Annotated in this window: 24 protein-coding genes and 1 pseudogene; 7 read left to right on the forward strand and 18 right to left on the reverse strand. The window is 43.4% G+C overall.

All coding sequences use genetic code 11. The features are described from left to right. Nucleotides 1–134 precede the first annotated feature (134 nt). The 7 genes and pseudogenes from DESMER_RS23105 to gatC form a co-directional block, all read right to left on the reverse strand. Complete coding sequence (locus DESMER_RS23105) at nt 135–374, reverse strand: hypothetical protein (RefSeq protein WP_042333813.1); 240 nt, start codon at nt 372–374, stop codon at nt 135–137. Between the two features lie 23 nt (nt 375–397). Beyond that, nucleotides 398–478: pseudogene (locus tag DESMER_RS24475) on the reverse strand (hypothetical protein); the annotation flags it as partial. A gap of 139 nt (nt 479–617) precedes the next feature. Continuing rightward, the gene (locus DESMER_RS14585) at nt 618–1,853 is read right to left on the reverse strand and encodes a hypothetical protein (protein ID WP_014903825.1); all 1,236 of its coding nucleotides are present in this window, start codon (nt 1,851–1,853) and stop codon (nt 618–620) included. A gap of 613 nt (nt 1,854–2,466) precedes the next feature. Beyond that, on the reverse strand, nt 2,467–3,597 hold the full coding sequence (gene nifV, locus DESMER_RS14590; protein ID WP_014903826.1) for a homocitrate synthase: 1,131 nt from the start codon (nt 3,595–3,597) through the stop codon (nt 2,467–2,469). 234 nt (nt 3,598–3,831) lie between these two features. After that, nucleotides 3,832–5,280 carry an Asp-tRNA(Asn)/Glu-tRNA(Gln) amidotransferase subunit GatB gene (gatB, locus tag DESMER_RS14595; protein WP_014903827.1) on the reverse strand — a complete coding sequence of 483 codons (1,449 nt, stop codon included), beginning with the start codon at nt 5,278–5,280 and terminating at the stop codon, nt 3,832–3,834. Further along, nucleotides 5,267–6,757, reverse strand: coding sequence for an Asp-tRNA(Asn)/Glu-tRNA(Gln) amidotransferase subunit GatA (gene gatA / locus DESMER_RS14600; protein WP_014903828.1), 1,491 nt, complete (start codon nt 6,755–6,757; stop codon nt 5,267–5,269). The genes gatB and gatA overlap by 14 nt, the downstream gene beginning before the upstream one ends. 31 nt (nt 6,758–6,788) lie before the next feature. Then, complete coding sequence (gatC, locus tag DESMER_RS14605) at nt 6,789–7,079, reverse strand: Asp-tRNA(Asn)/Glu-tRNA(Gln) amidotransferase subunit GatC (protein ID WP_014903829.1); 291 nt, start codon at nt 7,077–7,079, stop codon at nt 6,789–6,791. Between the two features lie 209 nt (nt 7,080–7,288). On the opposite strand from gatC, the gene DESMER_RS14610 reads away from it, so the two are divergent. Then, nucleotides 7,289–7,582, forward strand: coding sequence for a hypothetical protein (locus DESMER_RS14610; protein ID WP_014903830.1), 294 nt, complete (start codon nt 7,289–7,291; stop codon nt 7,580–7,582). Here DESMER_RS14610 and DESMER_RS14615 read toward each other — a convergent pair. Together DESMER_RS14615 and DESMER_RS14620 are read right to left on the reverse strand one after the other, a co-directional pair. Further along, on the reverse strand, nt 7,557–8,297 hold the full coding sequence (locus tag DESMER_RS14615) for a DUF4367 domain-containing protein (protein ID WP_014903831.1): 741 nt from the start codon (nt 8,295–8,297) through the stop codon (nt 7,557–7,559). The two genes, DESMER_RS14610 and DESMER_RS14615, sit on opposite strands and share 26 nt — an antisense overlap. Before the next feature lie 33 nt (nt 8,298–8,330). After that, nucleotides 8,331–8,843 carry an RNA polymerase sigma factor gene (locus DESMER_RS14620; RefSeq protein ID WP_014903832.1) on the reverse strand — a complete coding sequence of 171 codons (513 nt, stop codon included), beginning with the start codon at nt 8,841–8,843 and terminating at the stop codon, nt 8,331–8,333. Nucleotides 8,844–9,209: 366 nt separating this feature from the next. On the opposite strand from DESMER_RS14620, the gene DESMER_RS14625 reads away from it, so the two are divergent. From DESMER_RS14625 to DESMER_RS14650, 5 genes are all read left to right on the forward strand, one after another. Beyond that, nucleotides 9,210–9,962, forward strand: a complete 753-nt coding sequence (locus tag DESMER_RS14625) for a hypothetical protein (RefSeq protein ID WP_014903833.1) — start codon at nt 9,210–9,212, stop codon at nt 9,960–9,962. 13 nt (nt 9,963–9,975) lie between these two features. Then, entirely contained in the window at nt 9,976–10,494 is a 519-nt protein-coding gene (locus DESMER_RS14630) for a hypothetical protein (protein ID WP_014903834.1), read from the forward strand. Between the two features lie 333 nt (nt 10,495–10,827). Then, nucleotides 10,828–11,316: a hypothetical protein gene (locus DESMER_RS14635; protein WP_014903835.1), complete on the forward strand. Its 489-nt coding sequence runs from the start codon at nt 10,828–10,830 to the stop codon at nt 11,314–11,316. Between the two features lie 784 nt (nt 11,317–12,100). Further along, nucleotides 12,101–12,652: a C39 family peptidase gene (locus tag DESMER_RS14645; protein WP_158405970.1), complete on the forward strand. Its 552-nt coding sequence runs from the start codon at nt 12,101–12,103 to the stop codon at nt 12,650–12,652. A gap of 17 nt (nt 12,653–12,669) precedes the next feature. Beyond that, on the forward strand, nt 12,670–13,416 hold the full coding sequence (locus tag DESMER_RS14650; RefSeq protein WP_014903838.1) for a hypothetical protein: 747 nt from the start codon (nt 12,670–12,672) through the stop codon (nt 13,414–13,416). A 92-nt stretch (nt 13,417–13,508) separates the two neighbouring features. Here DESMER_RS14650 and ligA read toward each other — a convergent pair whose 3' ends face one another. The 4 genes from ligA to DESMER_RS23815 form a co-directional block, all read right to left on the reverse strand. After that, nucleotides 13,509–15,500, reverse strand: coding sequence for an NAD-dependent DNA ligase LigA (ligA, locus tag DESMER_RS14655; RefSeq protein WP_014903839.1), 1,992 nt, complete (start codon nt 15,498–15,500; stop codon nt 13,509–13,511). 323 nt (nt 15,501–15,823) lie between these two features. Beyond that, complete coding sequence (locus tag DESMER_RS14660; RefSeq protein ID WP_014903840.1) at nt 15,824–16,756, reverse strand: manganese-dependent inorganic pyrophosphatase; 933 nt, start codon at nt 16,754–16,756, stop codon at nt 15,824–15,826. Between the two features lie 88 nt (nt 16,757–16,844). Continuing rightward, on the reverse strand, nt 16,845–19,112 hold the full coding sequence (gene pcrA / locus DESMER_RS14665) for a DNA helicase PcrA (protein WP_042333820.1): 2,268 nt from the start codon (nt 19,110–19,112) through the stop codon (nt 16,845–16,847). Nucleotides 19,113–19,631: 519 nt separating this feature from the next. Further along, the gene (locus DESMER_RS23815; protein WP_158405971.1) at nt 19,632–19,793 is read right to left on the reverse strand and encodes a hypothetical protein; all 162 of its coding nucleotides are present in this window, start codon (nt 19,791–19,793) and stop codon (nt 19,632–19,634) included. Nucleotides 19,794–19,822: 29 nt separating this feature from the next. On the opposite strand from DESMER_RS23815, the gene DESMER_RS14670 reads away from it, so the two are divergent. Next, entirely contained in the window at nt 19,823–20,353 is a 531-nt protein-coding gene (locus DESMER_RS14670; protein ID WP_014903842.1) for a hypothetical protein, read from the forward strand. A 535-nt stretch (nt 20,354–20,888) separates the two neighbouring features. Here DESMER_RS14670 and DESMER_RS14675 read toward each other — a convergent pair. From DESMER_RS14675 to DESMER_RS14690, 5 genes are all read right to left on the reverse strand, one after another. Further along, entirely contained in the window at nt 20,889–22,736 is a 1,848-nt protein-coding gene (locus DESMER_RS14675) for an ASKHA domain-containing protein (protein ID WP_014903843.1), read from the reverse strand. A gap of 19 nt (nt 22,737–22,755) precedes the next feature. Beyond that, nucleotides 22,756–23,982 (reverse strand): multidrug effflux MFS transporter, encoded by a 1,227-nt coding sequence (locus tag DESMER_RS14680; protein WP_014903844.1) that lies wholly within the window; start codon nt 23,980–23,982, stop codon nt 22,756–22,758. Between the two features lie 275 nt (nt 23,983–24,257). Beyond that, nucleotides 24,258–24,881 carry a cobalamin B12-binding domain-containing protein gene (locus tag DESMER_RS14685; RefSeq protein ID WP_014903845.1) on the reverse strand — a complete coding sequence of 208 codons (624 nt, stop codon included), beginning with the start codon at nt 24,879–24,881 and terminating at the stop codon, nt 24,258–24,260. Between the two features lie 95 nt (nt 24,882–24,976). Next, nucleotides 24,977–25,147, reverse strand: a complete 171-nt coding sequence (locus tag DESMER_RS24020; RefSeq protein WP_014903846.1) for a hypothetical protein — start codon at nt 25,145–25,147, stop codon at nt 24,977–24,979. 20 nt (nt 25,148–25,167) lie between these two features. Then, nucleotides 25,168–26,340, reverse strand: coding sequence for a uroporphyrinogen decarboxylase family protein (locus DESMER_RS14690; protein WP_014903847.1), 1,173 nt, complete (start codon nt 26,338–26,340; stop codon nt 25,168–25,170). Nucleotides 26,341–26,394 lie beyond the last annotated feature (54 nt).

Consider the following 26,394-nt stretch of genomic DNA (forward strand, 5'->3'; position numbering starts at 1 on the left):
CCCTCCTGAAATTTGCTATTAATCAAACTATTCGACCTAAATCAACTAAATCCTGCTTGAATTAATAGTCAGTTATCAGAGAGCTAACCCAAAACACTTCTTAACTTATAGCATGCCTTCAGGTGAGGTTCATATCAAACAACGTTTGAAGACTGCTCACCAGAAGGCATGGAATCGTTGGAAAAGAGGGATTTAATTTCATTATTAACCATTAAATCAAAAACACTGTCACTTCCTATGCGTATCCAGAGCGACCTTTTTTTAGGCAAACGGTGCATTTGACATACTTCCATTCCCCCGGCAATAATAACGTCTGCATCTCTAGCTCGGATGATGGTTTCGCCAAAGTCACCGCCTGCATTCCCGATGAACATACTTTATTGATCGTCTCAGAGGTTACTTCCAATGGGAGTCTGGCTTTGATACTCGCTTGACGCGAGGGAATCTGTCCTGCTCCGACCTGGATTACTAACCCCATGAGTACATCAACCACTCTCCCGGAATATCCGCCCGCTTAAGTGCTTCCCTAATGACATGAGCTCTAAATCCACTTAATTCAGCAGAGATATTTGAACTCCGGTTAGATCTTTAGCTTTTGGAACCCACCAAAACAATAATTAACTGGAACTGGAGGTATTTTTCGACCCGCTAACATTAACATGCTCAGCCTCTGACGTATAGAAAGGAAACTTCGACATGAACCAATCGTTAAATAGCAGCGGGATAATTGCCCAGAAGAGCCACACCAAAGGCTTGTTAGCGTGATTCGAAAATTCAGGTTTCAACCCTAACAAAGGTAAACATACTGAGTAATAAATGATAAACTGAATTGCTGCCAGACCAAAAACAATACCTGTACGTACAAACCACCCGATAACACTTCCCCATTTTTGTGGCCAGTTGTCGAAATAATGATTCCAGATTAAAAACGGAAATAGTGTAAATCCAGCTAGTGTAGCAGAATTATAATAACGCCATGCTAAGGATGCGGTTCCGTCAGTGGCTTTGGGATCTACAGCTCCCCAGACGGCACCCATTCCAAAAATCGTTAGTTTTACGGTAAGGAATGCCAGAATAATGATTGATATTAGACCGAATAATCCACTCCAGGGTTGTTTCTTAACCAGGTGCCACGGTTTTCCTGACCATATATTGGCTGTCATAAAAAGATAGACAACCATCCATTCCCAAACCCCAATGACATAATTCAAATGGGAAACACCGTCAATGGCTCCCCACCAAGGGGCTGCTGCCGCAATCGGTTGTTTTAGCACTACACTAACATAGAAGGGAAAGATAAGGGTTCCGTAGGCTAGGAGTGTAACAACTGTCGTCAAGCTCCATTCTGCGAATCCAAGGGCTGGTTGGGTCAGCTTATCAGCCCAAGGCCACTTTTTAAAAAGGATCGACCAAAATGCATAAGTGACAAAACCTATTAAGACAAACATTGTAAGGGCTCCGCCAACATATTCTCTGGCGTGCTCGATCTCAATACCTCTTGCGACTAAAGCCTCTACACTCCAAATTGGGAGGATGAGTTTGCCAAGAAAGCCTTGAAAAATTCCATAAATAATTACATAGACCACGGCAATGTTGACGCATATCTCTACAATCCCGCGGGTCAATGGTTTGAGTTTTGCGAATGGCCAGTCTCCGAACATGATATGTTGCCATATGCCGACTAAAAGCATCCATGCCAAAAATTCCAGAATTGGGTGTTCATAGTTCTTGAAAATCCCCTGTGGAGATGCAAATATGAACCATGTGATCAGAGCAATGAGTAAAAATGAAGCTGTTGCGATAAGGCCTGTTAAAGGTTGACCCCAGCGAGATTTTGAACCGTGATCTGACATTGATACTCCTCCTTAATATTTCTGTCACTGATAAAAATAAAAAAAATAATACCGCTATAATTCTTTCACCCTTTCACCTCCCTATAAGTCAGTATCCAGAATACTTATCTATATTCTGAATGTACAGAATTGTTTTGCAATTAATATGCCAATTGATGTTTCTCTGTATGTATCTGCCTGAAATGAGCTGATACTAAGGAGTTGCGCTTTTCACTTAGAAAAAGATCTCTATAAAAGTACTCCCCTAAGTGCTTACGATGGTAAACACTTAGGGGAGTATAACATTAACAATCACTTACAGCGCTAGTTGAAGTTTATATGTCAACTAATTGAGACATGTATTAAAATGTAGGCAAAATTTATTTATTTTTTTATAGTCAAGGATGATTTTACTTTTTTTGCAAATTAACTTGCAAAATAATTGAGAGGATGTCAAAGATCTTGTAAGTCTTGGATTCACATTCCAAATTTCACTTCTGTAAACAAAAACGATCCCTTCCACTTTACTTTGAAAGTGGAAAGAGACCGCTTTTGTTATAGAAATAAGCGCTTTGAATTTGAGGGCCAAGTTTTCACACACCCCTCATAAGCCCAGATTGGAATATCGGATAAATTACTGTCGTTGTTTCAGCATATCACTGTAAATATACATTAACTCCTTGTCAAAAAGGGATCTCTTCATATCTACGGCTATTGCTCTTACCCTTTTAAGCATCTCAGCTGCATCCTCTTCGGCAATCTCTTTGCCATACTCATTGCGGAATTTTGCTTTGATGGATGCAGTTCCGGAGTGTTTTCCAATGACAATTTGACGTTCAAGTCCCACATCCTCAGGGCTGAAGGCTTCATAGGTTCGAGGATTTTTTAAGGCACCGTCAGCATGAATGCCTGACTCATGGGCAAACATATTACTTCCTACAATAGACTTCCAAGGCGGGAGCATCCGCCCTGAAGCGCGAGCAACATATTCGGAAACCTCGACAAATCGTTCCGTCGCAAAGCTCAGATCCGTATCTAATAAGTGCTTCAATGCCATAACCACTTCTTCTAAGGCAGCATTGCCGGCCCGCTCACCTAAGCCGTTAACAGTCACACCTACATGGGTTGCTCCGGCCTTTACTCCGGCCAGGGCATTGGCAGTGGCCATCCCGAAGTCGTCATGAGTATGCATTTCCACATCTATGCCCGCTTTTTCAACTAAGATCTTAATTTTATCGTAGGTTGCAAAAGGGTCTAAGATTCCTACTGTATCACAATAGCGCAAACGATCTGCACCGGCATTTTTTGCTTCTTTAGCAAATTGGACTAAAAAATCCATATCAGACCGGGAAGCATCTTCCGCGTTGACGGAAATGTACATTCCTTCTTTTTTAGCAAAGGCGGTTGCCTTTACCATTCGTTCTAAAACATCGTCCCGAGTGGTCATAAGTTTATGTTCAATATGAATGTCGGAGGTGGAGATAGAAATAGCTACGGCATCCACACCACAGGCCAAGGAAGCTTCTATATCAGAAATAACCGCCCGATTCCAGCCCATAATGCTTGCTTTTAAACCTAACTTGGCAATTTCAGTAATCGCCTTCTTTTCATCCCCGCCCATAACCGCTACTCCGGCTTCTATCTGATGAACGCCAAGTTCATCAAGCAACCGGGCGATTCGCAACTTTTCTTGATTAGAAAAAACAACCCCAGCTGTTTGTTCCCCATCACGCAATGTAGTGTCTACAATTGTCAAATGTCTCATTCAGACTCACCCCTCTTAATTAGCTGGAATATATATAACAGGTTCAAAAATTACATACCTTATACTAGCATAATCTCTTTTAAGTTTGAAGAATGTTGGGTTCTTTATACTGTATACTTATTTGATGCTCAGTATATTTATTCAATGACTTGCATTATCCTTCATTATTCCCAAGACCCAGAGAATCAATCAACATAAAAGAGGCTCTCCTTTCGGAAAGCCCCTAAGTAACAATTAAGATAGTTTTTCCTTCAGCAATCGATTGACAAGACCCGGATTCGCCTGACCCTTGGTGGCTTTCATGATCTGTCCGACTAAAAAGCCAATGGCTCGATCTTTGCCGGCGCGGTAGTCCTCCACGGATTGAGGATTAGCGGCCAGGACGCCGTCGATAATTCCCAGTAAGGCCCCTTCATCACTGATTTGAGCAAGCCCTTTTTCCTTAACGATCACCTGGGCATCCTTGCCGGTGGCGTACATTTCTTCGAGAACTGTCTTAGCTATTTTGCCGCTGATGGTTCCTTTTTCGATCAGCTCTAATAATTCCGCTAACTGCTTGGGAGAAATGGGAGAATCCTCGACTGGACACTGGTTGGAATTCAGCAGACGCATAACATCTCCCATCACCCAGTTCGCTAAGGTCTTAGCATCGCCGAAGCTTTCAAGTGCAGCATCAAAGAAGTCAGACAAGGATTTGGATTGGGTGATAACCCCGGCATCGTACTCAGATAATCCTATGCCTTGCAGCCGAGCCCGTCGTTGTGCCGGAAGCTCAGGCAGGGTTTGGCGAATTCGTTCCACCCATTCTCGATCAATTATAAGGGGTGTTAGGTCCGGTTCCGGGAAATAGCGGTAATCATGAGCTTCTTCCTTGGAGCGTAAGGCTAAGGTAATCCCTTGACCCTCATCCCAAGTCCTTGTCTCTTGTACCACTTTTTCACCGGCATCTAACACTCTTGCTTGCCGGGCTATTTCATATTCCATACAGCGCCGTACGGAGCTGAAAGAGTTTAAGTTCTTTGTCTCAGTACGAGTTCCGAAGGCTGTCTCTCCTATGGGACGCAAGGAGACATTAATATCAAAGCGCACAGAACCTTGTTCCATCCGACAATCCGAGACTTCCGTATACTCTAAGATTTGCACTAATTTTTCCAAGTAAGCCAGAACTTCCGGGATTGAACGCATATCCGGCTCGGATACGATTTCCAAGAGGGGGACTCCCGCTCGGTTATAGTCAACGGAGGAAGCATTAGAGGTTGTGATGGTATCTCCGCTATGGACGAGCTTACCCGCATCTTCCTCCATGTGGGCCCGAGTAATCCCAATCCATTTTTTCTCGCCCTCCACTTCAATCTCTAAGCCGCCTTTACCGCAAATGGGTAAATCGAACTGAGAGGTTTGGTAGTTCTTAGACAAGTCGGGATAGAAATAGTTCTTTCTGTCGAACTTCGAGAATTCGGCGATCTCACAATTCAAGGCTAAACCGGCTTTGATGGCGTAATCCACTACTTCACGATTTAGTACCGGAAGGGCACCGGGCATGCCTAAGCAGACCGGGCAGACGTGAGTGTTTTGGTCTCCTCCGAACTCTGTTGTACACCCGCAAAAAATCTTAGTCTTGGTCTGGAGTTCTACGTGAACTTCCAGTCCACAAACCATTTCATATTTATTAGCGACTACCACCGGTCAGCACCTCCCGGGAGAGATTTGGTTTTAAGGTATGATAATTCGTATTTTGCTCAAAAGTATAAGCAACTCGGTACAATGACCCTTCTCCGAAGGCTTTGCCCATCAATTGCATGCCAATGGGCAGACCATTGACTAAACCGGCAGGTATGGAAATTGCCGGAATTCCCGCCAGGTTGATGGGGACGGTGGTAATGTCCGATAAATACATGGCCAAGGGGTCTGCGGATTTTTCCCCAAATTTAAAGGCAGCTGTGGGAGCAGTCGGGGAAAGTAAAACGTCAAACTTCTCAAAGGCTTTATCAAAATCCTGTTTAATCAAGGTTCTCACCTTTTGGGCTTTGAGATAGTAGGCATCATAATAGCCGGAACTCAAAGCATAGGTGCCCAGCATAATTCTGCGTTTTACTTCCTGGCCGAATCCTTCAGCCCGGGTTTTTTTGAACATGCCTAACACATCGTCAGCATCTGCCCGATACCCATAACGGACACCGTCATAGCGAGCTAGATTAGAGCTGGCCTCAGCGGTAGCAATCAGATAATAGGCAGGGATGGCGTATTCCGTATGGGGCAAAGTGCACTCCGCTACTTCTGCTCCTAAATCAATCAGAGTTTGAATCCCGGCTTGAATCCCTTTGGCCACCTCCGGGTCAATTCCTGCACCGAAGTATTCCCGGGGAATCCCGATCTTCAACCCTTTGATGTCGTTGACCAAAAACTTGGTATAATCAGGAGCTTCGATAGGAACGGATGTGGAATCTAAGGGGTCATGTCCGGCAATGGCATTCATCACCAGAGCATTATCCCGAACAGTTTTGGTGAATGGCCCGATCTGGTCGAGGGAGGAGGCAAAGGCGATTAAACCTAAGCGGGAAACCGCACCATAGGTGGGCTTCATTCCAACCACTCCACAGAAAGCCGCCGGCTGACGAATGGATCCCCCCGTGTCTGAGCCCAGAGTAAAGGCAGCCTCATCCCCGGCAACAGCTACGGCAGAGCCTCCCGAAGATCCCCCAGGGACACACTCTAAATTCCAAGGATTACGTGTTTTAGTAAAGAAGGAATTCTCCGTGGAGGATCCCATGGCAAACTCGTCCATGTTCAGTTTGCCCAAAAGTATAGTTCCCGCCGCCCGCAGACGCTCTGTCACCGTGGCATTGTAGGGCGGATAAAAATTCTCCAGCATTTTTGAAGCACAGCTGGTGCGAATTCCTTCTGTGCACATATTGTCTTTGAGGGCCATGGGAATACCTTCTAAAGGTTTAAGGGCTTGTCCTTGAGAGACTTTTTCATCCACCTCAGCCGCTTGAGCCAAGGCCTCGTCTTCTAAGACAGTTAAATAGGCTTGCAAAGCAGGATCCACAGACTTGATACGGTCTATGTAGGCTTTGGTTAATTCCGTGGAGCTTATGTCTTTATGTAGAAGCAGTTCATGTAGTTCACTCACTGACTTCCCGATCGTTACTGATTCCAACTTCCGCAGTCTCCTTTCCAAGTCAAATAGCTTAAGTCAAACTGATTTTGGGAACTCTGAAGAATCCCTCTTCCCCATCCGGGGCATTTCTAAGGGCTTTGTCATGATTAATGGAAGTTTTGACTTGGTCCTCGCGCAGTACATTATGCAAAGGAACTGCGTGTGCTGTAGGCACCACATCACTTGTATCTAATTTCTCCAACATAGCCGCATAGCCCAAAATGGAGTTAAGCTGTTCGGTGTATTCTTGAGTTTCCTGCTCAGTTAACTCTAAGCGCGCCAATGCCGCCACGTATTCAACGTCTTCACGTGAAATTGACAACTTATTCACCTTCCTTGGATTGATTGTTGCTTTAACCTCTATCATAGCAAATATTAGGGAAGGGAGCAAGAAGGGGGAGAGTGTTAGGGGGACGGTCCTTTTAACACGTTTTAGAGTGCTAAAACTTTTTTAAAGTTTAATGAAGAAAATTAACCTTCTTAATTGTCTAAGTAATAAGGATAATGAATTATTACAGGAGGATGAAAATTATGAAAAAACTAGCTCTAATATTTCTAATCATTGCCGTAATGATGTTTGGATCCAGTCCCGTACTTGCATCCCCAGAATCATCTAAATCGAACTCTATCGAATCAGGAATTGGCATTGAAGCACTGCAGCTTATCCAAGGCGGCTACAGCAGTATTCAAAATGCCGGGAACAATCATAACGAAAAGTTCCACGGAATAATCATGTCATTAACGAAAAAGCATGTAAGCACTCCGACCAAATGCTCACATGCCTTTTTCGTTAAGTATCTTAGGTCACCGACCTTGCGACTTTAATCAGATCATCTTCTTCGATTTTTCCAATCAACTCTATCTCCAGCCCTCTCATCGCCCATCGCAGTATTAATGTTCCATCTTTAGTCTTTAGCAAATGTCCCTCATTTCCGTTTATATCGATTTTATTAACCTGTGCATCATCCGAGTCATATAAGAAACTCCCATTATGACCTGCAACTAAATTGTTCTGTAGTAACATAAATGGCTGGCTATTAACCGAATACTCCATTTTAATAGAATAGGTATCTCCCGTTGTTTGGGTCAGAAAAACTTTCTTCCGCTCAGTACCTTGAGGAAGATAATGCGGTTTGGCAACACTAAAGTAAACAATTCTCTCAACCTCATCTAACGTAACTTCCATCTCCGACGGAAGCTCATTTCGTTCAATTGTGGGAGGATCCGAATTGCCTTTTTGCACAGTATTTACGTTGTAAAGACTTCCCCCAAGAAAAACCTTTATAGAGTCGATTAGCCTCTCCCCAAGAGCAGATGCTGTTGAAGGCCTTAATAACGAACCTGAAATAACGAGTAATACTACTGCTGCCGCTGCAAGAGTGACTTTACTAATCCGGTTCGTTCGTTTTTTCGGAGCTCCATATCGCCTGACAAAATCTTCCCACTGCTCTTTAACAGGGGGCACATCTATTTCACTCGCTTCCAGTAAAAGGGATTCTCGAATTTGTTGACCTAACTTATCTTCAAACTCATCATTCATAATTCACACTCCTCTAAACTCTCGGATGATTTATCAAGCGCATTTTTTATATCTTTCTCGAGCACGTCGAAGCCTTTGATTCACATTTTGAGTTGAAGTTTCAAGGATAACTGCAATTTCTGCAGTGGAGTAATCTAAAAAATATTTTAATACAAGAATCTCCCGATCCGCAACATTAAGTTTGGCTAGGACATTTTCTACTTCATTTTTAAGTAACACTAAATCGCTTACCGGATCAGGTGGGTTATATCCACTGGAATTAATCTGGTTAGATAACTCCATTTCGTTCGTCAATACCTGACGAGAGTTTTTCTGCAACATATTTTTAGCTTGATTTATGGCAATGCTCATGACCCATGCACAAAACTTATTTTGTTCTCTTAGTTGGTTAAAATTGCAAAACGCCTTATAAAAACCTTCTTGAACTGCATCCTTGGCCAATTCCGGGTCCCTTATGATTAGATTAAGAGCATTAAATACCCTATGATAACAGCGTTCATACAATTCTTCATCGAGCTGAATCTTCTTATCCTTAGGGAAAAACAACTGCTACACCTCCTGTCTTCAAATGCATTAGTCGTCTACTTCAAGATTGTTGCAGTGCAATCCTTTTTTAGGGAATTAATTTTAAACCAAATGAGTCCAAGGCCCTCTTTACATAGGGCCTTTATCCTATTTTTTATTTTTCCCAAAACTTATGAAGCTTTTTCCATGGCTTAATTGTCTAATAAGTAGAAGGGGGTAACATAGTTTAAATCAACCAGTTGTTAAGATGCCAATCAAAGGAGGTGGACAGGCCATGGCGCATATAGGGTTGCCGTCTACAATAAAAGGCTCTCTCATATCCCAATGATCGCTAACCTCTTAAAAGTCCTTGATTAGAAAGACATTACATTAAAAGGAGGAAATATTATGAGAAAGAAAATCTTAATTATTGGTGCTTTGTCATTTTTGCTAATAGCAAATTTTTTTGGAGTACTAATCCAAAATTCCTACGCTGACGATAAGAAAAGCGTTGAAGAGCATATCCAATTGGCGGGTAGTTACATTAAAGATAATCCTGAGCTACTTTCGAAATCGCTTGACGCTTTAGCAAGTAAGTCTTTTAATGAAAAAGAAATCGTTACAAATGTGGATTTGTTGCCAATATCCATAGGAGAAATTGAATTTAGGGAAGGTCTCAGGAACGTTGCCGAAACGGGAGATGCGGATGATAAGTCAGTTTTCAATACTTTAGTTGAAGAAAAACTCATTATGAGTTATGCGATTAAAAATAGTGTTCTCCCATTGAAAAGTGAGATTAATAGTTTTATCGAATCTGAGAAGTCACTCTACAAACAAGATGCTACTGTTCAAAAGTATGTTGATGATTTTTGCTCATCCGCCAATATGAGTTTTGACGAGTATTGGAATACCTATGAATACTACAATGCTTTTCGCATTGTAACCTTTAAAAAAGCGTATGATAAAGCTATCGAAATTGGGATAGCGAAGGGAGAATTAAAACCTTTAACCGAAGGCGAGCTAATTTCTCAGATCAATACTGAGTATCAGGATTATTGGAAGAAGATAAAAACAGAACTGAAGAGCGAAGCATCAATAACTATTAATAAGCAATACTCTGATCGTGTATTTACTATTGACACTTCAAAATTGTATTTATAGGGAGGTATATCAGATGAAAAAGCGTTTGGCTATAGTACTTGCCACTTTGTTATTAAATGTTGTTCTAGTGGGAAATGCCTTTGCAACTGATGTTTCGGTAAATTCCTATACACTTCACACAGGTTGGAGTCCTAATTGGGCAATCAAAAGCTACAATGTATCTACAAGCTATGTTGGTAATCAGTATGAACAATCCGGACAACAGTATGTAGATGGTCATGATTACTTTGCCTTTATTGTTTCAGCCTATAGTCCTGAAATTCCGCGAGGACAAGGTTCAATGTTGAACTTACAGATGCTTAACTCTGGCGGTACTGTTGTATCCACCTTAACCCCTAGTAATTTTTCTTCAGGAACTATCCGGGGACATTTATATGATACAAGCATCACTACCGTGCTAAGTATGACTAAAAGTTATAGCTGGTTGCAAAGTACAGCAGGGACTTATAGAGCTAAAATAGCAACACTTTATACAAATACCGAGTTTACTGGCATGTCAGGAACAGATTCATATTACACTCCCTACTTTTAATTAATATGTGAAGGTTAATATAAAAACCGGCTGTTTCCAGTCGGTTTTCTCTTTGACGGCTTATATTTAACCAACATCATTGATTATTATAACGAGGAAAATTAACATAAAGAAGGCACTAGGGCAGCTTGACAAGCCTTAACTAGGGATGGAAAGCGATCCCTCCGCCCTAGATAAAGGTTATCATGCATTTTGAGAAAATAAATATTTGGATATTAGACAGAATAGAATTAGTTAATTAAAAAGCCGAATTACCCTCTTTAACCAGATAGGAATTTATTCATACTAAATATAAATCAAAATACGACATAAAATACTCTGAGAGGTGATATTTTGAAAAACAAAAAAATTTTCACGATGGTTATGATATTACTATTACTAATTACTCAGGTCACCGGTTGTAGCCAAGAGAAATCTAGTGTGAACCAAATTGCACCATTAGATAAAAATAAAATATTAGTTATGTCGATTAGCCGTGGAAACTCGGTTACGAAAGAATTTGCGGATAAAAAACAAATTGAAACCTTGCTCGATAATTTGAATGGTATTAAGTTTAGCAAGATGAGCATTAACGAAGAGGAAGAAGTATTAGATAAAGGGAAGAAATTAAACTTGGATACGACCTATGTAATACAGCTAATGGAAAATAAACAGGGCATTGCGAAAGCTGAGATTGCAGTTATTTCTGAGAAGGAACTAATTTTAGCTGATAGCGAAACTATGAGGAGTACAAGAACAGTATCGTATATGAATCAAAGTGATGACTCTTCATTGAATGCAGTAAAAGAAATATGTTCGTTAGTAAAGAAAGCAATGGAGTAGAGGGTTTGCCATCCGTTGTAGCTTCTAAACAGGAGTGCCAACAAGTATAAAACTGCAGGTTCCCGCCAAAGAATAAGGTGTTAAAGTCAAAGCTGCAAAACCAAGAGATTTTCTCATGATCGCAACGTGTGGGGCGTCTTTTAACCTTTTGGCTATATTCATAGAGCTTTGGTATTTATTCCCTCTCCCCGGAAAATTATGATATACTTCTGCCCAGGGAGGTGGTGTTTTAAATGGGCGGCAACCCTATACAATTTGATTACTCAGTTTTGTTAAGCGTAATGTTTCCTATGCTGTTTTGCCTAATCTTTTTCATATTCACAATTTACTTAATGGTAAGTGCTCTGCGATTTTTTAAACACAAAGAAAGAGCCGATAGTGAGCTTTTAGAGAAGTTAGACATGCTAATTAAGATTCAAACTCAGCAATCAGCAAACAAATCATAAGAGCAAAGCAGGTTTTCCACATTATTTGGGAAGACCTGCTTTTTTCTACTCAACTTAAACGAGTTATAGATTTTTAGTTCCTACCCAAAAAAACGTGTTAAAGGGACCGTCCCTCTAACATCCCTCAAAGTCCTGCTTAATAGAACTTTTATCCTATTATAAATTTTTCCAAAATCCATGAAGCTTTTTCCAAGTCTCAATTGGCTAATATGTTGAAGGGGTTGAAATTGTAAGTTAACCTGTTGATTGAAAGAACCTAATTCTCAAGGGAGGTGGAAAGGAAGTCAATGAGGAACTCCCGAATGGTTTTTGAAAATACAATTATTGGAGGGGATAGTATGAAGAGAAAAATCAGTAAAATATTGTTGACTTCACTAATATTAATGTTTACATTAACAACTTCGGCATTTGCCGGATCACTTTACCTAAATGTACCAGGCACTGTGCAAGAAGAAGATAATTGGTGCTGGGCAGCTAGTAGTGTGTGTGCTTTAAATTATGATAGTCTTGGAGTTACACAAACTCAGTTTGTAACTTATGTTAAAGGTTCACCTGTTGATGAGGCTGGATGGCCTTGGGAAGTTCAGTCTGGCCTAGAGCACTGGAATGTAGACAACGACTGGACGACAGGAAGTATTAGTTGGGCTAATGTAACTGATGATATAAATGATTATGCCCCCATTATTGCATCTATTGCATGGTCCCCTTGGTGGGAATTCGAAGGTCATATGCTTGCAATTTATGGATATTATGAAGATCAATACGTGAAAAATGTAAGTTATATGGATCCTTGGTCAAGTAATCCAAGATGGAATAGTAGAACTTATGGTAGTTTCGTTAGCAATTCTGATTGGACATGGTCCGGAACAAATTATAATCTGATTTATTAAGAACAGGAGGTTTTAGTATGAGAACAAAAGTATTATTCCTAACTCTAATACTTATGTTTCTTCAAAGTGCAAACGTATTAGCCGCGGAAAAATTACCGTCAGATGTTTTGAATGCTTTCCAAGCCGACATTAAAAGTTTTCAATATCAAATGTTGGAAGAAAGAGATAAAACCCACCATCTTACAGATGGGGACATTTATAAGACAAAAGATGCTGGATACAAAGTTTATAGACTTGATGCAAAAAAGGTACTCAATGAAGCAAATATTGATTTATACGATGCTTTAACTAACACTGATAAGTGGTATATACCAGTTACAGATCAAGTAAGATATATTGTAGATAAAGTTGATGGTGATTATAAATTAGTTGGCTACGGTGTATATGACGAAAAGGATGCCATTCCTTATGAAACCTTGGAAAAGGCAGCTATAGAAAAAGGGTTAAATGATCTCGTTTATGTTGACGAACCAGCCCTTCACATCAACGGTTTTATCGGCAAAACAGCTAAAGGCAGTCAGTTATTATCATTTAACAAGAGTGATGACCTCAAACTTCAAAAAAATGAAATAAAAGATGGCAAAGAATTGATCAAAGAAATTAAAATCAAAGTAAATGATGCGAAAACGAACGGAAACCAGGGATTCGGAGGGGCCGGCGGGTTTAATGCCGATAGCAATAAAGCACCAATCTTATTCTTGCTATTATCATGTTGTATAGCTATAGGAGGATTCACGTACAAAAAATTAAAATTGCAAAAATAAGAGCAAAGCAGGTTTTCCATATTATTTGGAAGACCTGCTTTTTTCACTCAACTTAAACGAGCTATAGATTATAGTTCCTACCCTAGAACGTGTTAAAAGGACCGTCCCTCTAACATGCTTTCAAATTCTTCTTCTGTTAAGATTGGCACTCCCAACCCTTGAGCTTTCACCAGCTTTGATCCGGCTTTTTCTCCGGCAACGACGAAGGCTGTCTTTTTGCTGACGCTGCTCGCTGCCTTTCCGCCATACTCTTCGATGAGAGTCTCAATCTCCCGCCGCTCCCAGCGCTCTAAAGAGCCGGTTACTACGATACTTTTCCCGGCAAATAGCTGGGGTTTCGTCGAGGTTCCGGCGGTCATGTTCACTCCCGCAGCACGCATTTTCTCCAGAAACCGCTCCGTGCTTTCTAAACCAAAAAACTCTACCAGACTCTCTGCCATCCCCGGGCCGATATCCGGGATGGCTTGCAGCTCTTCAAAAGTTGCCGCCTGGAGCTTTTCCATAGACCCAAAGGTTTGAGCCAGGATCTTGCCGGCTTTGACGCCTGTATGGCGAATGCCCAGGGCAAATATCAAGGGGGCTAAGCCACGTTCTTTGCTGTCGGCAATGGCCTTCAGTAAATTTTCGGCAGATTTTTTCCCCATCCGTTCTAAAGGAGTCAAATCCTCGAAGGTTAAGGCATAGAGATCCGCAGCATCTTTGATCAGGCCCGCATCCAGAAGTTGTTGAACAACTGCCGGCCCTAGGCCATCAATCCCCATAGCATCCCGAGAGACAAAATGGATAATCCCCTCCCGCTGTTGAGCAGGACAGCTGATACTTTGGCAGCGATAGGCTGCCTCCCCCTCCACTCGGGAAACCGGACTTTGGCATTCGGGACAGAGATCGGGCATTTCGAAGAGCCTTTCGGAGCCACTGCGTTTCTCCGGCAGAGCTCTGATAACCTCGGGAATCACATCCCCTGCTTTATGTAAGAGCACGTGGTCTCCGATTCGAATATCCTTTTCCCGGATATTGTCCAAGTTATGAAGGGTGGCCCGGCTTACTGTGGAGCCGGCCACTGATACCGGCTGCAAGACCGCGGTGGGGGTTAAAACTCCTGTCCGTCCCACTCGAAGGACAATATCTTCAACGACAGTTTCCACTTGCTCCGCCGGAAATTTATATGAAATAGCCCAGCGGGGACTTTTGGCCGTAAAGCCCAGCTCCTGCTGGAGGTCAAATTCATTCACTTTGATAACCAAACCGTCAATATCATAGGGAAAACCATGGCGCTTTGCAGCCATCTCTTCGCAATAGGCTATGACCTCTTCAATGTCCTTAAACACTTTGTATTCCGGGTTAACCATAAAACCTTGCTCTTTTAAATAGGTAAGAACGTCAATTTGGTTATGTAATCCCAATTCCCTGGCGGATAAAACCTGATAAGCAAAGTACTCCAGCTTGCGCTCAGCGGTGATTCGAGAATTCAGCTGACGTAATGAACCTGCTGCGGCATTGCGAGGATTAGCAAAGGTGGATTGCCCTTCTTCCTCACGTTCTTGATTCAACCGGGCAAAAGAGGCCTTAGGCATGTACCCTTCTCCCCGAACACTTAGCTTGGGAACCGTCTTGTTCAAACGCAGGGGAATTGAGCCTACGGTTTTGACATTAGCCGTAATCTCTTCTCCCACAGCTCCGTCCCCTCGAGTTGCTCCCCGCACCATCAGCCCCTCCTCATAGGTCAGAGCTACCGTTAACCCGTCAATTTTCAGTTCCACTACATATTCCACCGCTGGGGCAACTTGCCTGACCCGTCGATCAAATTCTCGCAAATCTCCCGGATCAAAGGCATTATCTAAACTAAGGAGAGGTTCTAAATGCCGGACTTTTGTATACTCCTTGGCCACTGCTCCCCCAACCCTTTGAGTCGGTGAATCAGGAGTAACCCAATCGGGATGCATAGCTTCTAACTCTAAAAGTTCCCGCATCAGAGCATCGTATTCTGCATCTGTGATCCGGGGCTGATCCAGCTCGTAATATTGTTTATTCGCTTCATTAAGATCTTTGCGCAGCGCCGCCAGGCGCTCAAGATCATCCTGCACTGAAATCCCTCACTTCCAACCAAAACTATAACTAATATAATCCCTACAGTAACTCTTTCAAAGTCGCCAGCTTTTGATACCAGCCTACTATTATACTATAGGTAACATTATATTACATATAGAGGAATATTTCGAACAAGTCCTAATCTCCTAACATTCTGCCCTCGACATCCTGCTCCTACTCCTGCCGGACTAGCATCCGGCTACAGCAATGACCTCAATCGGCTGTTAGTATAAATAGGCATTAAAAAGGGATTGCAACTTCATTCTTAAAGTTACAATCCCTTTTTTCTCATTAATCCAAAGCAAGCTTAGGTATCTGATTAGCCTTGGAAATATGTGGTCATTTGTGGTACAACTTGCTTCTTACGGGAAAGAACGCCCGGCAGGGGAACGCTTCCATTGACAATCTCTTTGCCGAAGGCTTTAGCCACTTCTTCAGGGTTGTCCCCTTTAACAATCAGCTCTGTGTAGTCGGTTAAAATATCTGTAACCATTAAGCAAAGATATTTCATATCGTTAGCTACACGATGTGCTTCAATGGCTGCTGTTAGGTTAGCACGAACATCTTCGAAGCCGTCCATACCCATTAAGCTGACTTGTCCAACACCGATTTTGTGAGGTCCCATGGTGAAAGCTTTGAGGTCTTCCTCAATCATGCTTTGTGGGGTACGCTCAGCGATATTGGAGGAAGCTTTGAACATATCAATACCAAAGGTCTTAGGATCAACACCGGCAATAGCTGCTAATTCAGCTGCGATTTCCTTGTCGAACTCTGTGCAGGTAGGAGACTTGAAGATTACAGTGTCAGAGAGAATAGCTGCGAGGAGGATTCCAGCGATTGGTTTTTCTGGAACTATGCCTAGCTCTTTATAAGCTTTTGCTACGATGGAACATGTTGATCCAACGGGCTCGATGCGAATATGGATAGGATCTGCAGTTTGCAGACCACCGATTTTGTGATGGTCAACAACTTCGATAAGTTTAGCTTGGTCAGCGCCAGCGACTGCTTGGCCCCACTCGTTGTGGTCAACGAGAACTAGTTTTTGACCTGCTTCAACGGACTCTAATACTTGAGGAGCAGCAACACCATAGAAGTTGAGAACATACTCAGTCTCTTTATTGAGTTTTCCAGCTGAGCAAGGAACAACACCGGCAGTCCCTGTGAGCTCTTTTAAACGAGCTAAAGCAATTGCAGAGCAAACTGAATCAGTATCCGGGCTTTTGTGTCCAACAATAAAAATCTTATCCGACATAATTACACCTAAACCTTTCTTCTCTTAAATTTTTTTGAACAGCACAGTGAATATAGAAAATTAGCTGATGGCTTTTTGCCAAGGAATTTTACAGTTTTGTTAAATTCGCATACTCAGCTATTAATTTCTTAATTCCACTGTCAAAAACAATTGTAAGTTCTGCCTGATTTCCTTCTCCTTTAATGGAGACAATAATTCCTCGACCAAACTTCGCGTGTTCCACTTTATCTCCTATATGATGCGCCTCACCCCCTTCAATGACCAGCTTACTTCCAAAATCCTTTTCCCACGACCCTGATCCCAATGGGATCTTGCGATCCGACATTCGATCCCGTCTATCTACTGATTTGGCGGGAGTTGTCAGACGACGTTTTGGCGGATCAAGTGGGTCTATATCCGTCATTAAATCCGACGGTATCTCCATCAAAAAGCGAGAAGGCTGATTATATTGCGTCTTGCCATAAAGCATCCGCATTTCTGTATTACACAGGTAAAGTTTTTCCCTCGCTCGGGTGATGGCGACATAACAAAGGCGGCGTTCTTCCTCTAAGACCGTGGGTTCCATCAGGGAACGGCTGCTGGGAAAAATCCCATCTTCCATCCCAACTACAAAAACCACCGGGAATTCTAACCCTTTAGCACTATGCATTGTCATCAGAGCCACAGCTTCTTCAGCCTGATCCAATTCATCGATATCTGCTACTAAAGAAACCTCTTCTAAAAACCCGCTCAGAGGTGGGATATTCTCTTGCTCAATTCCATCATTCAAGTCGTTTTGGGCAGCTTGAGCTGCTTTAGCATCATACTCTGAAGTAACAGAAAGAAACTCCATAAGGTTCTCCAGGCGCGTCTCGGCTTCCGGAGTGTTTTCTGCCTCTAAGATCCCCTTATAACCGGTCTTGTTCAGAATTTCTTCTACCAGATCCGAGACACTGGCCTCCCGGGCAAAGCTGACCAGGTTCTGCATCAAATGGGCAAAAGCGATTAAGGGTTTCTTGGCTCGTGCCGTTAACTCAGGAATATATTCAGCCTCTAATATTGCATCTAAGACAGGCATTTCTTGCTCGTTGGCGTATTCCAAAATCTTTTGCAAAGTGGTGTCTCCCAGGCCGCGTTTAGGCACATTCAATACCCGGGAAAAGCTCACCTGATCGGCAGGATTATACAGCACTCGCAAATAGGCCAGGATATCCTTGATCTCCATGCGCTGATAGAACTTTAACCCCGAAAAAACTCGATAAGGGGTAGCTGCTTTCATTAAAAAGTCTTCCAAGGCCCGAGATTGAGCATTGGTTCTATAAAGAATGGCAAAATCATTGTAGGGACGTCCTTCTAACTCGTGCATCCGTTGAATGCGATTCACCACGTAACTGGCTTCATCTCGCTCATCAGACCCTACATAACACACTACTGCTTGCCCCTCTGTGTTTTCCGTCCAGAGAGATTTTTCTTTACGGGATTCATTATTTTGCACCACTGCATTAGCCGCATTAAGGATGTTCTGGGTGGAGCGATAATTTTGCTCCAGTTTGATGACTTTGGCTTCGGGATAATCCCGTTCAAAATCCAAGATATTTTGGATATCCGCCCCTCTCCATCCATAGACAGATTGATCATCATCCCCCACCACACAGAGATTGCGGTACTCGCTGGCTAAGAGCTTAATCAGCATGTACTGGGCATGGTTGGTGTCTTGATACTCATCCACCATGATATAGCGGAATTTATCTTGGTAATACCGATTGACCTGATCGCTCTGCTGAAAGAGCTGTACCGTGAGCATGATAATATCATCAAAATCAAGAGCATTATTACTCTTAAGTCGTTTCTGATAAGAACGATAAATATCTACAATCTTTTGTTCAAAATAACTGGCTGCCTTATAGGAAAACTCTTCCGGATCCTGAAGCTTGTTCTTTGCATCACTAATCACTGCAGCCACACTTCGTACGGGGAATTTCTTTTCATCATAATCGTGCTCTTTTAAGCAAGCTTTAATTACGGATTGTTGATCCCCTGTATCATAGATGACAAAATTCCGGTTATACCCCGGCAAATTATCAATCTCACGTCTAAGAATACGAACACATGCCGAGTGGAATGTGGTAACCCAAAGTCCATAGCCCTCACTGCCCAACAAGGTGCTCACTCGTTCCCGCATCTCTTTGGCAGCTTTATTCGTAAAGGTAATCGCTAGGATCTCACCTGGTTCTACCCCTTGAGCAATCAAATGGGCAATTCTATAGGTAAGCACACGGGTTTTTCCCGAACCAGCCCCTGCTAGAATTAGAAGCGGCCCTTCTTTATGCTCAGCAGCCTCCCGCTGCACTGGGTTTAAATCATCTAAACGGTACAGACCGCTTCACCTCACTTCTTGTACTTATTATAACATACTGTATTGCCTGTTTTACTAACAGTCATGTTCAATTTGAGATATCACAATAATTATTTGCTATAGCAAAAGTTAAGAAACCCCAGAAACAAACTAAAATTCGAGCTAATTTCCTTTCAATTACAAACGATCATCCCCCATATTAGGCTCGACGGCTCTAAAAAATTATCCCCACCCTCTAAATGGGTGCTGAAATATCCCTAAAAGCCCATATAGCCAGCTAAGAAAATTGGTTAATAGGAGCAAAGGGCTTAAGCACTTCTAAAATTATAACATATCAACATAAATAAGGTTAATGGAGAGTCTTTTCCATAAACCTCGTAAATTTTTGCCAAGCTGCCGATTCTTATTCATCTTTGCAATTTTTAATACGGATAAAAGCCAAAACTTCTCAGAATAGCTGTAACCCGCCTCTTACAAATCAAGGTTGTCCGAGAAACGAATACGTATTCGTTTTTCGGACAACCCTTCTGTCAAACTCGCTTACCTGTTTTGGCAGCTTACTATACGGCGACAGATATTCAGCCGCTGGACGATACTGTCTATGCCCGGATCATGGCCATCACTTATCAAGGAGCCACCGGTTACTTCGACAACCTTCAGTTTGAACAAAGCCCACAGATCCGAGGGTATAACGCTCTGCAAAACTCCTCCTTGGTCAACGGACTTTCCAAATGGGTCCCTCCAGCAGCTATGCAGACGTCATCTCAGAAGTGGGAACCATCAGTCTCCCCTCCACCGGCAGCACTTACCTGGAATCTCAAACCCTGATCCCCGTTAAACAAGGGGAAGACTATACCCTAAGCGGAAATCTCAGCACCGATCCCTTGACCGCCGCTTCTGGCAATGGTGCTTCCCTGCAGGTTCTTATCTACAATCAAGCCGGGACTTACGTTCAAACCATTAAATCCAAAGTCGTCTCGGAAAAATCAGACCTAGCCAAGTATGTCGTACCCTTTAACTCTCCTGTCAAAGGAACCGCCAAAGTCCGCTTAGACGTGACCAGCGCTCAAGGGGATGCTAAGTTTGACAATATTCGCTTCGGGTATGACCTGGAAGGTCGGCTCAAGCAGGAAAAGGTTTCGAAAACACTCAATGGCCCAATCCTTCATACCTTCGACTATGATTACGATAAGGTAGGAAATCTGATCAGCTCCATCGAAAAGATACTTTTAAAGGCAGAGCTAATGATCCCAAAAGTTTAAATCGATATGCTTATGCCCATGGTAATCCCATTAGTTTTGTTGATCCGAAGGGACATGATGTTAGAGCGCCTGGGATGGATTTAAGAGAAATTGTGTCGGGAACACTCATCCGTTCTATGACATAAGCTAGTAGAAGAACACTTTGTCGATAGACTGACCGGATCTTTTCCGGCTATTTTGACAACTGTCTGTAACAATAAGGTTATCCTGAAGGGGGAAGAGAGTAAGGGAACTTACGTCTGCTTGAGACGAATCGATTATCATCATCACCATAACTTTGATAGTCAAAATGAAGCCCAAACCCAAGGATCAAAGCGACTGCGATAGAACCAATCCCTGTTTCGCTCTTGACTTGCCTAACCCCTTCTACTACTGCTCCTCATAGTGAGGTTGATCTAACAGAAATAGCTATAACCCGCCTCTTACAAATCATGTGTGTCCGAAAAACGAATGCGCATTCGTTTTTCGGACACCCCCATCTGCCAAACCCGCTTACCTGTCTTGCCACTAACAGCTTACTATATATCTTCTGCCCTTAGACCCTCTTAAAATCCAGCCCTTTCAAAAACTCTTTCTGAAATTCCTTTCTAGCGGACAGTTCCACATGCTCCCCTCGCTTAGCCAGTGATTCTGCCCTTAAGCACTCTTCAACCGACAGTAAAGCCATTTTCGCCCCATCCCCTGCCGCATTCCCAATGGACATAATCCGCTCGCTGGGCAAGGACGGCAGCAAGCCAATCTCCACCGCACTTTCCTTCCTAATATAATTGCCAAAGGCTCCGGCCAGCAGGACTCTGTCAATCTCCTGCAGATTAATCCCCATCTCCAGACTGAGAATCCTAATCCCTGCCATAATAGCCCCTTTAGCCAGCTGCATTTCCCGAATATCTTTTTGCGAAAGTATTATATCCTCACCGGTCTCCGAATCCTTCCCCCAGACCAGCACAAACTCGCTGGCTCGCTCGGCCTTGCGTAAGCGTTGGCGCAGCAAGGGGGGTAGTTTTTCAAGTTGGGCAGATTCAGCGGGAAACCGTCCTGTAGGCCCGATAACCCCCGCCCTATGCAGTTCGGCAATAGCATCGATCAGACCGGAGCCGCATATTCCTCGTGGCTTGCCCCCTCCGATAATTTCTAGTTCAACATCCTCGCCTACTCCCACACCTTCGATAGCTCCCTCGGCAGCACGCATCCCATACTTTATCTCTGCACCTTCGAAAGCCGGCCCGGCGGCAGCCGAACACGTAAGAATTCTCCCCTTTCCCGCCAGGACTATTTCACCATTCGTCCCAATATCAACAATTAAGCTGATACCCGGCAAACGATCTGCCCCTGCGGCTAACATTACACCCACTGTATCCGAGCCTACATACCCGGCCACATTGGGCAGGACGCTTACTCTGCCGGTGGCTAAAATATCCAATCCCAGCTCATCCGCTTGAACGTCAACCTTATCTCTAAAGACTGGGATAAAGGGCGCCGGAGCCAAATACGTGGGATCAATTCCCAGAAACAAGTGGGCCATGGTAGTATTGCCTACCACCATAGCCTGATATATTTCTTCTTTAGCTATCCCGCTTTCTTGGCACATGTTCCTAATCATTGCGTTAAGAGCTTCGATAAGTTTTTCTTGCAGCTCTGCCAATTGATTCTTTCCGCTGCCTGCATGGGTAATCCGGGAAATCACATCTGCACCATAGACCTGCTGAGGATTAGTCACTGCCCCGCTGTTGACTAGCGCTCCTGAAATCAGATCCATTAGGTAAGCGACTACCGTCGTCGTTCCCACATCTATGGCTACTCCATAGCAGCGCCTTGAGGTATCGCCCGGCTCTACAGCTAGAAGTCTTTCGCCAGCCAACACAGCAGTAACCTGATAATCACTCTCTCTTAACAGTCTGGGCAGGGAAGCCGCTGCTCTCCGATTAAACTTAATTCCCTGGTCCGGCAAAGCTGCAACAAGTCTCTGCCAATCCGGTGTCTGATCCTCGACACTGGGCTTCGCCATTTGCAGGAAAACTTTCTCAACTCCTGGAGCCGGTTTTATCTTAAGCTCCCCCGCAAAGTCAGTTTTTCGTTGATTAGCAGCCTGCTCTACTTGAACTCTTATGGTCATATCCTCTGTGATGAGCTGTTGGCAAGCCAAAACCCAGCCCTCGGCCAACTCTGCAGCACTTAGGAACTTCTTTTCATTATCTGATAGTTTAATTTCGGTTATATGTCCAGGTGTTGCCGACGAAATTTGCACTTTACATTTACCACAGGTTCCCTTACCACCGCAAGTGCTGACAACTTGCACCCCCGCGGAGATGGCAGCTTGCAGAATCGATGCCCCTTTGGAAATTTGGGTAACTTTTTCTGACGGCAAGAAAGTGACCTTGATCATCGTCAACACCCTCCTTTGGCTATTGAATAACCTTCTGAACATAGGCTTTCTTAGAAATCCCCTGCCACATTATTAAACTTAGCAAAGCAAACAACACATACATTAGTCCCATAACCCGAACTCGATCAGCCCAATCCAAGGAGATAAGGATCATGCCTATGCTGCCAAAGATTGTAAAAGCAAAAGACATTAAGGATACCACTGCCCCGGTGTCTCCCTTTTGCTGCTCGAGCATCAAATTGGCACTTGGTGGGCGAGTAATGCTGCCCATAAAAGTCGCAGGGACTAAGGATAAGGCAAACAGCCAAGGACTGCTTACACCAACGGTGCTAATTAATCCCCCACTGATACAGGCGACGACATAGCTGACCTTAATCAGTTTGACAGGTTTAATAAACCTGGTGCTTCTCATATAAAGCAAAGGACCAACTACCATGAAAAAGGCATTCGCTGCAAAAAAATAGCTGTAGACCTGCTCGCTCAAACCAAATTGATTCACATAAATATAGGACGAGGAGGAAATAAAGGACATCATTGGAATGGCCATCAAGGAAAAAGTCAGTAAAAGGGACATGAAGCCAGGATTCTTGGCTACAACTCCCAATCTCCCTAAGGATTCGAGAATACTAGCCGTAGAACGCTGAGCAATAGTTTCTTCCATGGCAATTACGGCAAGAGTAATTAGCAGACCAATCAAGGCCAAGACGACAAAGACCCCTCGCCATGAAGTAAGCGCTAAAATCAATGCTCCGATAACCGGTGCCACAATTGGGGCAACCATGGTCATAGAGGTAACTAAGGCCAACACGGATACCCGTTTTTGCCCAGAATAACTGTCCTTGACAATAGCTTGGGCCACTGCTGTTGCCGCTCCGCTGGCAATTGCCTGAACAATTCGAAACCCGATTAATTGATACACATTGCCGGATAAGGCACAAAGAAAACTTGCTGCTGTATAAAGAATAAGCCCTACCAGCAAGATCCGTTTCCGGCCGTACTTATCACTGAGTGGCCCCCAGAACAAAGAGCCTGCCGCATAGAAAATAAAGAACAATATCAGCGTGAGATTAATCAAACTCGGGGCTGCCTGAAAATTTTCTGCCATTCTGGGCAAGGCCGGCAGATAAAGATCCGTTGATAAGGGTATGAAGGCACTTAAGAAAGTGATTAAGACGATTAGTCCTTTTTGACCTAAGTATTTTTGTGTTATTGGCTTAGCTGCAGCCTGTTCAAAGTTGGTATTCATTGTATATGCTCCTTCTCAAGACATTTGTTTAAGTTTACATCTCAAAGTGATTAAAAGAAAGATTCATTTTACCACTTTGGCAAGTTTGCCACAATAACGAGGGTAGAGGCCTATTAAGGCCTCTATCATCGTTGAGTTCAATTTTCAGCTGCCATCTTGTCCTCACTTATTTAGGGAGGGAGGTTCCAAGTAACATCAGGTGGAACGATCTCCCACCTGATGCTCTTAAACTCTGTCCATCTGAACGAGTCTCGTTAAGTGAAATTCGCCATATTCTAGGCATTAAAGATTTCGTCGGCAATCTTAACCCCGTCTGTAGCCGCCTGAGCACTGTAATCCGCTCCCACATGAGCTTTCACCAGGTCATCAATATAATTTCCGCCAATCAGAACCTTAGTGTCTAAACCGGCTGCCCGGATAGCATCGATGGTTTCTCTTATGGATTCCTGGCAGCCGGTTAAAAGAACACTCATTCCCACTAAGGGGGCGTTATATTCCTTAATGGCTTCAATGAATTTGTCTTTAGAAACGTCAACGCCTAAGTCAATAACGTTATAACCCGATCCTTTAAGAAGCATTACCACAATGTTCTTCCCTAAATCATGGATATCCCCTTTGACGGTACCGATAACAATGTTTCCTTTGTACTCCGCGTTACTTCCGATGAGCAGTGGTTCCAGGACAATCATGGAATCTTGCATGATCTCACCGCACATGATCAGCTCACCCAAGAAATACTCACCTGTTTCAAAGCGACTCCCAGCCTCCGCCATTCCCAGCTGCAGCGAATTAACTATTTCCAAGGGGGCAACTCCGCTAGCTAAGCGTTCCTTAACCAATCCTGCTACCTGCTCTTCTTCTAAATCCGCTATCGCGATTGATAAAGCATCTGTCAGCATAATAAATCCCCACTCCTTTTTTGATCATCTTTCTAAAGCATAAACCTTAAGGATGAGTTAATCAGCTAATCTATTTTCAAAACACTCTCTGGATCCTAGCGCTGTGCCCAAAACCAAATAAAATTATAGGCAAAGTCATCAAGCTTTTCCCATTCTTTTTTAACAATTGCCTCATTACCGGGGAACTCACCGATCTCCTCCAGCTTAACTTCCCAAGGAACACAAACACCCGGATCTGGATTTAATAATTTATCTTTATCAGCCATCGATTACCCCTCCTATCCAATTAATAAACACCATATTCTCGGGCAGCTTCAATCATGGCGATGACGTTTTCTTGCTTAGCATCCCCCATGACAACTCCACCCGCATCCAAGATAAAACCGCCATCACAGGCTAATTCATCGATTGTTCTCTTGATATGCTCTTTAACCTTTTCCGGAGTGCCATACGTTAAGAGGGTTGTCGGCACACCACCTTGCAGACAGAATCTGCCGCCGAGGATTGCTTTGGCTTTTTTAGGATCAGTCGTATCAATCTGAAAAATAATACTCTTATCCGGCAACTCGGCAATTTTCTCCAGATAGGGAGTCCAATCCCCTTCTGCATAGAACAACATTCTCTTACCACGGGCCCAGAGGCCTTCGATGGTCGCTTTTAAGGATGGCCAGTAGAAATTATTCCATTGATTGGGATTAAGGAAGGGATACGCCCCCCGATGCAGGGGTGCAAAACAAGGGAAACGAGTGTCTGCTCCGGCACCCGCTAAGCCGCAATTCACATTATGGGGAGTAATAGCTTCACAAGCAGCCAGCACCTTCTCAGGTCGTCGACGCAGATCTAGGAGCACCCCTTTCATTCCTCTTAATGCATCCCCCAAGGTGTCAAAGGGAGCTTTAGTGAAGCCGGTTCCCTGTCCCACAATCCCATGATCCATAGTCCACTTTTCATAGGCCTGAGCCATAATTCCACCTTGCATGGCAAAAGCTGCCGCCCCTTTAATTAAGGCTACGGTGGATCGATAAGAACCGGGATTTTCTAACTCAGTGCTTATATTCGGCAAATAATGATTAACCAGCCATTCTGTCGGGCTGGAGATAAACTCATCGTAATCCTCTGGCTTCATATATTCTTGTTCATTAAACTGAAACGTAGAGTTTTCTTCCACTCCGATGCCGGGGAATTTATAAAGTTTAGAACCCATAGCATCAAACATAGGTGGCCACCATAAGGAAGGGCCGCCCTTAAAGATATCAAAATCCAGTCCGGGCAGCATCTCACTTACGATGCTGTTACTCTTATCGAGATCATAGTAAATTTCTTGGAGTGTGGTGCCGGTGTATTTGGCAATCCATTCGCCAACGCCGAAAGCAACAGGAACCATATCCGGCTTTCCGCAATCCATAGCCGTCATGTAGCGCTCTAATCTCTTTTGATAAAGCATTTGCTTTTCACTCATCCTGATTTACCCCTCCTACATTCTCAAATACCTACTTATCCCAACAGCATAAAC

The sequence above is a fragment of the Desulfosporosinus meridiei DSM 13257 genome (assembly GCF_000231385.2).
Taxonomy (GTDB): domain Bacteria; phylum Bacillota; class Desulfitobacteriia; order Desulfitobacteriales; family Desulfitobacteriaceae; genus Desulfosporosinus; species Desulfosporosinus meridiei.